Here is an 11273-nt window from a genome sequence, read left to right as displayed (position 1 = left end):
ACCTCCTGTCATCCAAGTAGCGTAACTGTACGAACATTGCAATATGGACATAGTAAACGATGTCATGAAAGTAGCTGACACTGGTTTCCATCCAAGAGCCAGTGCCTCTTTCTTGTCATCCCAGTGCCTATTCCTGTCATCCCAGTGCTTGATACTGGGATCCAGGAATTTTACTAAGTTGGTAAGCATAAAAGTGTTATGTTAAAATACAACGTTCTTGATGAGATTACGGCAAGCCAGTGTCAAGCACTGACCATTTTTTGTAAACTCACTTTTACTCTTGCCGCTATCCTGAACAGATACAAATTATTGCTTGCAAATAGGTGCAATTTGGAATGACTTACATTATGAAATTAAGGAATAAGATTCCAGCGTCACGCGCTGCCAAAGAGTGGGCTAGGTTTTTCATATAAACAATGGTTATACAAGAAGTCTATTACTACACTTACATTGTATATAAAAATTTCAATCCAATCTATCACCACCTGGCAGTGGTGGCAAGCCAAATGCTTCCCTTTTTTCATTGAGTGTCATAAAGCTTGCGTTTTCTACGTATTTCCACAACTTTTGCCTCTTTTCCATGAGAATTTCTATTGCGTCCTTGTCATATGACAAGCATAAATCTTTGCCAAATTTTGGTACCAGCCAAGAGTTAAGGTGACAGATAATATTTTCTAGCGTTGGTAAAACCGTCTGTTCCCAAAGGGACAGGCGTGCTTCGACTAAATTGCTATAAGTGTTATCACCTGGTATGCCAAGCAATTGCGGTGGAACGCCAAAAGCTAGCGCAATATCACGAGCTGGGCTGTGTTTGGATTCAATAAAATCCATATCCCTTGGTGATAAGCTCATTTCTTTCCACTCCAAGCCTCCTTCAAGCAATATCGGTCTTCCAGCATTGACAGAACCTGAATAATGATCATTTATTTGCTCTTTTAAGCGTTGGTACTGCTCTTGACTTAAATTACCGCCACTGCCATCCTTCGCTGATTTCACAACTATTGCACCACTTGGTCTTGCTCCATTTTGCAACATCGCTTGATTCCAAGCACCTGCTTGATTATGCTGATCTATACTGTATGCAGCTGCCTCAATTGGTGATAACCCATACCAATCATTTAAAGGGTTAAAGGTCTTTAGGTGCAACACCGCTGAACGTCCAGTTAGTTTATCAACTTTAAAGTCATAACCGTTGTTATTTATGGTATAACGATAGATATAAGGAACGTTATTTCTCCCTGGAACAATTTCAACCCTATCAGGGCGCAGAAGATAAAGCTCTGTTGGTGGTTTTCTATTGTTCTGCGACTCAACCATCAATATATAAGAATTGCCGTTAACTAACCGATAAGTTACAATCCCCTCAATAAATTCCGATTTTGATGTCATTGGATTAGGAGAATAAAGTAATTTCAGTAATGGATGGGCTTTTAGTTGTGACTTTCCCTGATCAGTAAGCCGGCAGAGAATAAAAGGTACCGAAGATGCAGCACTTGCAATCATATTGATTGCTCGAAAGGCAATAACATTTTTTATGTAACCTTCCTCAGCAAAACTTACATAATCACGCTTACTCCAACTTGGTTCCATCATTAGCTGCAAAGCAGAATATTTAGTAAATACTGCGCTTTTTTTTCTTTGAAAAATATTGAGATTCATATATGCCTCCTATAGCTAATGCAAGTCAGGTTTCCCTACGTCATACCGCGATTCATTCGCGGTATCTCTAGATCCCGCTAACAAGCAGCGGGATAACGAATTTTTGTCCTTCAAATTATCGGTAAACCTAAGTCACTTTAGCTATATTTGTTAAAAAAATTGAATTTATTAAAAAATTGAAATCGCGGTAGAATTAATATGGGATGATACCCTACTGGTGGCAATTGCTTCCAAATTACAATGTTTGTACAGCTGTGTGTCACGCTACTGGGATGACAGGAAAAGAACGCACTGCTATACTAAAAAGAAAAGAAATTGAACATGACAGAATGGCTAATATCTAATCAGCTTATTGATTATAACTATGCTGTAAAATTCATGGAAGCAAAAATTCAACAAATTCACAATAATTTATCTGATGAATTGGTATGGCTACTCCAGCACCCTTCACTATACACAGCAGGGATCAGTGCAACAGATGATGACATTGTTGAAAAATTATTTCCTATATATAAAACAGGTAGAGGTGGTAAATACACATATCATGGTCCAGGGCAGCGTATTATATATTTAATGTTAAATCTTAAAAAAAGAAATAAATGCGATATAAAACTATATATTAGAGGCCTCGGTGATTGGATAATAAATGTTTTAAGGCATTTTAATATATCTGGAGAATTTAAAGAGGATAAAATAGGTGTTTGGGTGAGTAATAACGGAGTAGAAGAAAAAATCGCAGCTTTTGGTATCCGTTTAAGAAAATGGGTAACTTACCATGGCATAGCGCTTAATGTCTCTCCAGACCTCTCTCACTATAAGGGTATTATTCCTTGTGGGCTGCAAGGTTATGGCGTTACATCAATGAAAAAATTAGGAGTGAAAGCTCAACTTTCTGAATTGGATGATATACTAAAAAAAGAGTTTTATAAGATATTTTAATGTATTTTTACCTTCTTTTATGTTTCACTTTATACATGAATATAGGTATTTATGCAATGAACGTTGACATTATTGCTCCTTCTTCCAAGGGAAAAGAGCTAGATCTGACTACCATAAAAAAGTATGTAGAAGCTTTGGATTTTAATCCCCATATTTCGGAGAAAATATATAGTAATGATAACCCATTCTACTCTAACTCTGATGAATTTAGAGCGAACGACTTAATTAATGCACTAACTGATAATAGTAAAATAATTTGGTGTATCAGAGGAGGAGAAGGGGCTTCTCGGTTAATTCCCTATCTAGAAAAGTTACCTAATGATAAAAAAGAAAGGATTGCTCAAAACAAAAAAATCCTCATAGGCTATAGCGATATAACTGCCTTGCACATCTATCTACAAGCTAAATATGATTGGCAAACTCTTCACGGCACCATGTTGGAAATGATAGTAAATAGCTCCGTTTCTGAAAGCTCTGTTGAAAAATTGAAAGAGTTAATTCTTAACAAGCGGGATTCTATCAGATTTGATAACCTAAAGATGATAAACAATGGCATTAGACTAAAAGATGACAGATTAGAGTCTAAAGTCATCGGTGGTAATATGACTTTAGTTGAAAATAGTATAGGAACCGCTTGGCAAATAAATGCGAAAGGTAAAATTCTATTTTTAGAGGACATAAGAGTTTACCCATACGCAATAGAGCGCAGTTTAGATCACCTAAAACAAGCTCACATTTTTGATGGAGTGTATGCAGTAATCTTTGGGGATTTCGTTAACTGTTATAATGATAATCTTGTTGAAGTTGTAAAAGAAAGGTTTGCAAAAAGTGTTAACTTTCCTGTATTTACAATGAAAGGGGTAGGCCATGGACATACAAATGACCCTTTACCTCTTAACACTCACGCTATTATTAGCGTTCAAGACGAAAAAGAAGGTTTGTTTTTTATGGATGTGCAGAATGTTAGCTAACCTTATAGCTAATGTGAGCTCTACGTCATGCCGCCGTGGTATCTCTTAGCCGCTAACACGTACTTAACCGTCATACCGTCGCGGCGCTAACAAAGCGGGATGACGAGTCATTATACCGCCGCGAACCATCATACCGTCACGGTATCCACAACTGTACGAACGTTGTGATTTTGTCCCATCAGGAGGGTGTCATCCCAGTGCTTGACACTGGGATCCAGCTTCTATGCAACTTAATTAAAAACGTTTGTTTTAGCGTAAGACAACTACCTTTAGCTCATCAGCTCAGTTATAAGCAAAATTTCTGGATCCCAGTGTCTGGGCACTGCCCACTGGTGGCCCAAACTACAACGTTCGTACAGTTGTGGAGTGAGATCAAAGAATTGCAGAATTAAGTGTGAATGGTTACAGAGTAATTTCAAAGTGCATTTGCAGTTGGACTGGCTGAATGGATATATTTAATGAAAGTCCCATTTCACGGTGTTCAAATCTACTCCTTCTTGTACCATCTCCCAAAGTGGGCTCATTTCTCTCAGTCGGCCAATATTTTTAGCAACAAGATCTGCTGCGTACAAAACTTCTTCTTTAGTTGTAAATCGGCCTAGGCCAAATCTAATTGATGAATGCTCAAGGTCGTGGCCATTATTTAGCGACCGTATGACATAGGAAGGCTCAAGAGACGCAGACGTGCACGCAGAACCAGAACTTACTGCTAAATCCTTGATTGCCATGATGAGAGATTCACCCTCAACATAGGGAAAGCTCAAGTTTAGGTTGCCAGGAATTCTATTTTCATAATCACCATTTAAAACGATATCAGGAAATGCTTCTTTTATCTTATTGTACAAAATATCTCTCAGTCCTTCCAATTTGCTTGCTTCTGTTTCCATTTCTTCTTTAGCAATACGTGCCGCTTCACCAAAACCAACTGCAAGAGGTGTTGGAACTGTTCCAGAACGCATACCTCTTTCTTGTCCACCACCACTAATCAATGGTATCAGCCTAACACGAGGATTCTTTCTACGGACATATAATGCGCCTATTCCCATAGGTCCATAAATTTTGTGGCTAGAGAGACTCATAAGATCAATGCACATCTCATTAACATCAATTGGAACTTTTCCAAAGCTTTGAGCTGCATCTGTATGGAAAAATATATTATGCTTTCTGCATATTTTACCAATCTCCTTTACAGGCTGAATTACTCCGATTTCATTATTTACCATCATCACTGAAACCAGGATTGTTTTATCAGTAATTGCTTCCTCAAGCTTTGATAAATCTATAATTCCGTTTTGCTTAACAGGCAAATATGTAACTTTAAAGCCTTCATTTTCCAGATGCCGACAAGAATCCAGAACACACTTATGCTCCGTGCAGACAGTTATTATATGATTTCCTTTATTTTTGTAAAAGTGAGCAATGCCCTTGATTGCTGTATTATTTGACTCAGTTGCACCTGAGGTAAAGATAATTTCTTTGCTATCTGCGTTCACCAGATCAGCGATGTGTTTCCTTGCTTTTTCCACTGCTTCTTCAGCAGTCCAACCAAATGAATGGCTGCGAGAGTGTGCATTACTGAACTCACCAAAATAAGGTATCATTACCTCCAAAACACGGGGATCCACTTTAGTAGTAGATTGATAATCAAGAAATATTGGTAATTTTATTTTAGTATCATGTATTTTCTTACTTTCAATATTCATAAAGCTACCACAGGGACAAAATTTACAACTATTTAATAGCACTAAAACTTAATTTTTTCAAGGTATAATCTTGCATCAACAAACATTGTCACCAAAGGGATGTGTGTATGACGCTGGTTCACTCTGTGATGGTGTCATTCCAGCGCCCCTATGATGTCATCCAAGTAGCCAACACTGGGATCCAGGAAACTTAACTCTACACCAAGTAAATGTACAATAAGAACTAGATTCCAGACTGGAATGACAGCAGTCCTACGTCATGCCACCGCGAACCGTCATACCGCCGCAGAATAATTAACCGTCATACCGCGATTCATTCGCGGTATCTCGGCAATAGATCCCGCTAACAAGTAGCGGAATGACGAGTTACTATACCGTCACGGTATCTCAGCCGCTAACACGTAGCGGAATACTTAACCATCATCTACACCGTCATACCGCGATTCATTCGCGGTATCTCAAAGCATAGATCCCGCTAACACGTAGCGGGATGACGAGTTACTATACCGTCACGGTATCTCAGCCGCTAACACGTAGCGGAATGACGATTGTCAAGGTGTCATCCGAGTAGCTTGACTACTTGGATCCAGGAAAAAGAATGATGTCATGAAAGTAGCCCCTATGATGTCATCCAAGTAGCCAACACTGGGATCTCATTTTACTCTATAATGGCAGTGCTCCTTTCTTGTCATCCCAGTGCCTATTTCTTTGTCATCCCAGTGCCCCTATAATGTCATCCCAGTGCGTGACACTGGGATCCAGGAAAATTGATTGTAAACGAGCAAACATTTTCGGTAAAATTACCAAAAAGCTGGATCCCAGTGTCAAGCACTGGGATGACACCTGTAGCCCTACGTCATACCGCGATTCATTCGCGGTATCTCTTAACACAGATCCCGCTAACACGTAGCGGGATGACGGTTGTCGTTTAGCCATAAATATTTAAGAAATTTACCAAACAAAAAAAAAGGCAAAAGAAGCCCTAGTCATTGTCTATTTTCAGTATTTGGCGTTTTTTAAGTCTTAAACACTGCAATTTAGCTGCTTTTAATTGCAACTAACCTACGCTGCAAATATTTAAGAAATTTACCAAACAAAAAAAAAGGCAAAAGAAACCCCGCGTTAGCTAGTTGTCACTCTCTAATCCTGCAAATTGGCGTACTATACTGTCTTAAACGCTTTATAAGCGCGTTTCAGCTTATATAGGTAAAAACCTAGAAATGTTGTGAAGACATAAGGTGCACATAGTGCAAAAAATTAAAAATAAGACGCCAACTACGTTGTTTTTTTGCTGTTTAATCTGCACAGATGAAGATAACTGAATACCTTCAGTTTCATAATAAGGGGGCTGGCGGAGTTTGTCAAGGAAGTTTTTTGTATCTTAACCTTAGATTTGAGAAATCTTATAGGCTTTTGTTCTCATGAAAATTATGTTCTCATGAGTAAATTAATGTTATCCTTTTTTGTTGATCTAAAGTTTTTTATGTTCATACACTTACGTGTTCATAGTGTTTATTCGCTGCTTGAAAGCTCGGTTAAAATTGAGGAGCTGATAGGCCTTTGTTTGCGAAATAAAATGCCAGCGGTTGCAATTACTGATTCAGGCAACTTGTTTGGCTCGCTCGAATTTTCAGAATATGCAGCAAGTAGGGGAATACAGCTAATAATAGGATGCAATATTATAGTTAAACATTCAGAACAAAATTTACCTATATTATTGCTTGCAAAAAATGAGCAAGGGTACACTAATTTAGTCACTTTGGTGAGTGAGTCTTTTAAAAAGCGCAAGAATAACAGCGATATTCCTTACGTTGATTTTGATGAGCTATTAAATTTAAGTACGGGTCTGATCGCTTTAACCGGTGGATGTTTGGCTCAACTATTGTTGGGGCAAGATAAAGAAACGATTGAAAAACTGCTTTCAGCATTCGATGGTCATTTATATGTTGAATTGCAGCGTCATGGATTAAATAAAGAGCTAGAGCTTGAAGAAGCTTTAATAGATTTTGCTTATCAGCGCAATGTACCACTGGTTGCAACAAATGACGTATTCTTTACAAATAGGTCTGACTATGAAGCTTATGATATATTAACGTGCATATCGGAGGGGAGTTATGCCCTGGAGAATAACAGAAAGAAGTTAACTACCGAGCATTACTTCAAATCTGTGGCAGAAATGGAGGAACTGTTCAGCGACATTCCCGAAGCAATTCATAACACTTTAGTGATAGCTAAGCGGTGCTCTTACATGCCAAGAAGCAGGCAGCCTATCTTGCCTAAATTTCCTTGTCGAGAGAATAAAACTGAGAATGAAGAACTGAGGGAGCAGGCAGTTGCAGGATTAGAATTACGCATTGCACAATCTTCTTCTGTCATTCCAGCGCGTGACGCTGGAATCCAGGAAAAAAGAAATATGGATCCCAGTGTCAAGCACTGGGATAACACCCATGATGTTGATTTTAAGCAATACTACGACCGGCTAAATTACGAACTAAGCGTAATAACTTCGATGAACTACGCTGGCTACTTTCTAATAGTTTCTGACTTTATCCGCTGGAGCAAAGCAAATGGCATTCCAGTTGGTCCAGGAAGAGGCTCTGGTGCTGGATCAATTGTTGCTTGGAGCTTACAGATTACAGACCTTGATCCAATAAAGTTTGGCCTAATATTTGAAAGATTTTTGAATCCTGATCGTGTATCGATGCCTGACTTTGATATTGATTTTTGCCAGGAAAAAAGAGACCTGGTTATTGATTATGTTCAGAAAAAGTACGGTTATGTTGCTCAAATAATCACTTTTGGAAAATTGCAAGCAAGGGCAGTATTGCGTGATGTTGGTAGAGTATTGCAAATGCCTTACTCTCAAGTGGATAAAATATCTAAAATGGTTCCATTTAATCCAGTAAATCCTGTAACTTTATCGCAAGCGATAGAGCTTGATCAAAACCTGCAGAAAGAACGAGATAGTGATGAGGTAATTGCAAAGCTTCTTGATATATCACTAAAGCTCGAAGGAATATATCGTCACGTTTCAACTCATGCTGCTGGAATTGTAATATGTGATCAAAAGTTGGAAAATTTTGTTCCTGTGTACTACGATCCAAATTCGGCTCTGCCAATCACTCAATACAGCATGAAATATGTGGAGAAAGCTGGGTTAATAAAATTTGATTTTCTTGGACTTGGTACGCTAACACTAATAGATCATGTATGTCGTTTAATTAATCGTGATGGAAAAAAGATCGATATTTCTTCAGTTCCTTTGAATGATCAAAAAACCTATGAGATGCTCTCTAGCGGTGATTCAATTGGAGTGTTCCAGCTTGAAAGTTCGGGAATGAGAGAAGCTTTAATCAAATTAAAGCCAGATTGCATTGAAGATATTATCGCTTTAATCTCTCTTTATCGTCCAGGGCCGATGGATAACATTCCAACTTATGTTGCAAGAAAGCATGGACTTGAAAAGCCAGATTATATTCATCCGTTACTTGAAGGAGTGTTAAAAGAAACATTTGGGGTAATAATCTACCAGGAGCAGGTGATGGAAATAGCCCGTATTCTTTCCGGGTATAGCTTAGCAGAAGCAGATCTGCTGAGACGTGCCATGGGTAAGAAAATTAAGGAAGAGATGGATAAACAACGTGAACTTTTCATCCAAGGGGCAACAAAGAATAGCGTTGATTATGACAGGGCAAGTTATATCTTTGACCTTGTTGCAAAATTTGCTGGTTATGGATTTAATAAATCTCACGCAGCTGCATATGCGGTTATATCTTATCAAACGGCTTACCTTAAAGCTAATTATCCATTAGAATTTTTTACAGCACTAATGAATCTAAATATTGATGATAGAGATAAACTGAATTTATTTTATCATGCAGCAAAGTTTAGTGGCGTTACCGTTCTTCCACCTGATATAAACAAGTCTCAAGCTGAATTCTCAATAGAGGGTGAGTGCATACGTTATGGTATTGCTGCCTTGAGGAATGTTGGTTTTTCTATAGCAGAAGGAATAGTGAACACACGTTCAAGCGCTTATAAGGACATATGGGAATTCATTCAAAATTCAGGTCATATAATAAATAAGAGGGCGCTAGAAAGCCTAATTAAATCCGGGGCATTCGATAGCGTGCATAAGAACAGAAAGCAGCTATATGAGTCAATGGACATGCTGATTTACTTTGCAAATAAAAACAAACAGGATAGGGAATCAAGTCAAGCTGCTTTGTTTGGTAGTCTTGATGTCCTCAAACCGAAATTTGAGAATGTGGAAAATTTTGATGAAGAGGAAAAATTAGAGCATGAGTTATTTTCACTAGGATTTTATTTAACTAATCATCCACTTGAAAAATTTAGAATTCTTCTGGAAAAGTTAAATATTGGGTTTATCGGAGAAAATAGAACAGCAAAAACTGCTGGGGTAATATTAAATGCACGTATGAGAACTTCAGAGCGTGGAAGGTTTGTTATACTCACACTTTCTGATCCCCATAACGTTTCTGAAATAGCATTTTATAATAATGAAATAATAGAAGAAAAAAGAGATTTATTTTCACCAGGAACATTTGTGATAATTGATCTTGAAGCTTCGGAAAATACGACAAGATTATCAGGCAAGGATATATCTGAGTTTACAAAAAGGATCACTTCTACAACAAAGGAATTAGTTCTCACCACTGAGTGCACGGATTCGCAAAAAGCCGCTATGGAATTAAACACAATATTGAAAGATGAAGGCAGAACCAAAATAATGCTAAAACTTCTTCTCGAAAAACATAAAGTGAGCATCTTATTACCAGGTGCATACTCAATTGCTCCTCAAGTTATTTATGAAATATCTAACTTAAGCTGGATTAAAGGCGTAGAAATTAATACAAATAACTTGCTTATATAAAAAAGCTTTATATAATGAAGTATTTAATCGGTATTAAAGGAAGATATAGTGAATCTTTATGAATTTACTTTTATAGCACAACAAGGATTGTTACAGCAAGAAGTAGAGGAGATGGTCCAAGAGCTAGCTGTTTCATTGAAAAATATTAAAGCAGATGTTATTTTCCAGAAAATCAAGAGTCTTATGGAAAGGCAAAATAGTACGCTTACAAAACAAGAGTTAGAAACGCGTGCTGAAAACATTAAAGAAGGTCTAGTTGCTTACTCTGATTTCTTGGAAGATCTTACAAAAATTTTATGGGTTGAATTGGAAGAAGATCTTTCAAATTTGAAAGAAGTGAAGTCAAAAATCGATAAAGAGTTGAAAGATGACCTAAAAGATTTAGGAATAACGCAAGATTTTATAAAATTTCTAGGAGGCAGTGAGCAAATTACTAAAAGTGCGTTTATCCATAATGCAGTAAATGCTTTGAAGAGAAATATTTCAGAACATCTAATAAAGATTTTTCAAGATATTTTGAAAGATTTTAGAATAAACGGTCCAACTCAATCGAGCAAAGCATTGGAGATGCTTTTGGAAAACATTGAAGCATCGGGATTAATCAAGTATGAACATTGGGGTCTTTTGGATTTTGCATATCCAATAAATAAGATGAAGAGCGGTCATTATTGTATAATGTGCATAAGTTCTACTGCAAGCATTCTGGATGAATTTGTGCGTAGAATGAAACTTAATGAGAACGTTATTCGCCACTTGTCTGTGCAGGTTGATAAATTTTTTGAAGGTAAATCTTATATGATGAATAAACAAATTGAGGAGCAAAGCGCATAATGATAAAAAGACGAAATAGTTTTAATAATTCTTACGTATCTGTAAATAATAGGACTGGCTTTAGGCGTTCTAAAGTTTGCCCTCTTGCTGCGTCTAAAGATGAAGACATAGATTATAAGAATACAGATTTATTATCCAAGTTTACCTCTGACTATGGTAGGATATTACCTAGAAGGTTAATAGGCGTATGTGCAAAAAAACAAAGGAAGTTACGCTTAGCAGTCATAAGGGCACGTTTTTTAGCTCTTGTTCCTTACTATACTAAAAAAGTTTAGG

At 37.4% G+C, this 11273-nt stretch carries 11 protein-coding genes; 8 read left to right on the top strand and 3 right to left on the bottom strand.

Features of this window, described 5'->3' with window-relative positions:
• Nucleotides 1-43: 43 nt before the first annotated feature.
• On the top strand, nucleotides 44-205 hold the full coding sequence (locus ACE38O_RS03810) for a hypothetical protein (protein ID WP_374698294.1): 162 nt from the start codon (nucleotides 44-46) through the stop codon (nucleotides 203-205).
• A gap of 260 nt (nucleotides 206-465) precedes the next feature.
• Here ACE38O_RS03810 and ACE38O_RS03805 read toward each other — a convergent pair whose 3' ends face one another.
• Nucleotides 466-1659 (bottom strand): phage portal protein, encoded by a 1194-nt coding sequence (locus ACE38O_RS03805; RefSeq protein ID WP_374698293.1) that lies wholly within the window; start codon nucleotides 1657-1659, stop codon nucleotides 466-468.
• A gap of 203 nt (nucleotides 1660-1862) precedes the next feature.
• Between ACE38O_RS03805 and ACE38O_RS03800 the strand changes: the two genes are divergently transcribed.
• From ACE38O_RS03800 to ACE38O_RS03785, 4 genes are all read left to right on the top strand, one after another.
• The gene (locus ACE38O_RS03800) at nucleotides 1863-2003 is read left to right on the top strand and encodes a hypothetical protein (RefSeq protein WP_374698292.1); all 141 of its coding nucleotides are present in this window, start codon (nucleotides 1863-1865) and stop codon (nucleotides 2001-2003) included.
• Entirely contained in the window at nucleotides 1981-2598 is a 618-nt protein-coding gene (gene lipB / locus ACE38O_RS03795; protein WP_374698291.1) for a lipoyl(octanoyl) transferase LipB, read from the top strand. The genes ACE38O_RS03800 and lipB overlap by 23 nt, the downstream gene beginning before the upstream one ends.
• A gap of 56 nt (nucleotides 2599-2654) precedes the next feature.
• Nucleotides 2655-3569, top strand: a complete 915-nt coding sequence (locus tag ACE38O_RS03790) for an LD-carboxypeptidase (protein WP_374698290.1) — start codon at nucleotides 2655-2657, stop codon at nucleotides 3567-3569.
• Between the two features lie 170 nt (nucleotides 3570-3739).
• Nucleotides 3740-3961 (top strand): hypothetical protein, encoded by a 222-nt coding sequence (locus tag ACE38O_RS03785; protein ID WP_374698289.1) that lies wholly within the window; start codon nucleotides 3740-3742, stop codon nucleotides 3959-3961.
• Nucleotides 3962-4024: 63 nt separating this feature from the next.
• On the opposite strand, the gene ACE38O_RS03780 is transcribed toward ACE38O_RS03785, so the two are convergent.
• Both ACE38O_RS03780 and ACE38O_RS06100 read right to left on the bottom strand, forming a co-directional pair.
• A complete protein-coding gene (locus tag ACE38O_RS03780) occupies nucleotides 4025-5272 on the bottom strand; it encodes an IscS subfamily cysteine desulfurase (protein WP_353272849.1) in 1248 nt (415 codons plus the stop codon).
• 711 nt (nucleotides 5273-5983) lie between these two features.
• The gene (locus tag ACE38O_RS06100) at nucleotides 5984-6208 is read right to left on the bottom strand and encodes a hypothetical protein (protein ID WP_410541998.1); all 225 of its coding nucleotides are present in this window, start codon (nucleotides 6206-6208) and stop codon (nucleotides 5984-5986) included.
• A gap of 547 nt (nucleotides 6209-6755) precedes the next feature.
• On the opposite strand from ACE38O_RS06100, the gene dnaE reads away from it, so the two are divergent.
• Genes dnaE through rpsR form a run of 3 tightly spaced genes read left to right on the top strand, consistent with a single transcriptional unit; the run spans nucleotide 6756 to nucleotide 11272 of the window.
• Nucleotides 6756-10166, top strand: a complete 3411-nt coding sequence (gene dnaE, locus ACE38O_RS03770; RefSeq protein ID WP_374699079.1) for a DNA polymerase III subunit alpha — start codon at nucleotides 6756-6758, stop codon at nucleotides 10164-10166.
• A gap of 48 nt (nucleotides 10167-10214) precedes the next feature.
• On the top strand, nucleotides 10215-10997 hold the full coding sequence (gene rpsF / locus ACE38O_RS03765; RefSeq protein WP_374698287.1) for a 30S ribosomal protein S6: 783 nt from the start codon (nucleotides 10215-10217) through the stop codon (nucleotides 10995-10997).
• The gene (gene rpsR, locus ACE38O_RS03760) at nucleotides 10997-11272 is read left to right on the top strand and encodes a 30S ribosomal protein S18 (protein WP_374698286.1); all 276 of its coding nucleotides are present in this window, start codon (nucleotides 10997-10999) and stop codon (nucleotides 11270-11272) included. The genes rpsF and rpsR overlap by 1 nt, the downstream gene beginning before the upstream one ends.
• Nucleotide 11273: the final 1 nt, after the last annotated feature.

Source organism: Wolbachia endosymbiont (group B) of Limnophora tigrina (assembly GCF_964263235.1).
Classification (GTDB): domain Bacteria; phylum Pseudomonadota; class Alphaproteobacteria; order Rickettsiales; family Anaplasmataceae; genus Wolbachia.
The sequence above is the reverse complement of the archived record's forward strand: the minus strand, read 5'-3'. Positions and strand labels throughout refer to the sequence as shown.

What these genes read in the sequence shown, in the direction of transcription:
- ACE38O_RS03810 (WP_374698294.1), top strand. Translation starts at nt 44, where the DNA reads ATGGACATAGTAAACGATGTCATGAAAGTAGCTGACACTGGTTTCCAT.
- ACE38O_RS03805 (WP_374698293.1), bottom strand. Translation starts at nt 1,659, where the DNA reads ATGAATCTCAATATTTTTCAAAGAAAAAAAAGCGCAGTATTTACTAAA.
- ACE38O_RS03800 (WP_374698292.1), top strand. Translation starts at nt 1,863, where the DNA reads ATGATACCCTACTGGTGGCAATTGCTTCCAAATTACAATGTTTGTACA.
- lipB (WP_374698291.1), top strand. Translation starts at nt 1,981, where the DNA reads ATGACAGAATGGCTAATATCTAATCAGCTTATTGATTATAACTATGCT.
- ACE38O_RS03790 (WP_374698290.1), top strand. Translation starts at nt 2,655, where the DNA reads ATGAACGTTGACATTATTGCTCCTTCTTCCAAGGGAAAAGAGCTAGAT.
- ACE38O_RS03780 (WP_353272849.1), bottom strand. Translation starts at nt 5,272, where the DNA reads ATGAATATTGAAAGTAAGAAAATACATGATACTAAAATAAAATTACCA.
- ACE38O_RS06100 (WP_410541998.1), bottom strand. Translation starts at nt 6,208, where the DNA reads ATGGCTAAACGACAACCGTCATCCCGCTACGTGTTAGCGGGATCTGTG.
- dnaE (WP_374699079.1), top strand. Translation starts at nt 6,756, where the DNA reads ATGTTCATACACTTACGTGTTCATAGTGTTTATTCGCTGCTTGAAAGC.
- rpsR (WP_374698286.1), top strand. Translation starts at nt 10,997, where the DNA reads ATGATAAAAAGACGAAATAGTTTTAATAATTCTTACGTATCTGTAAAT.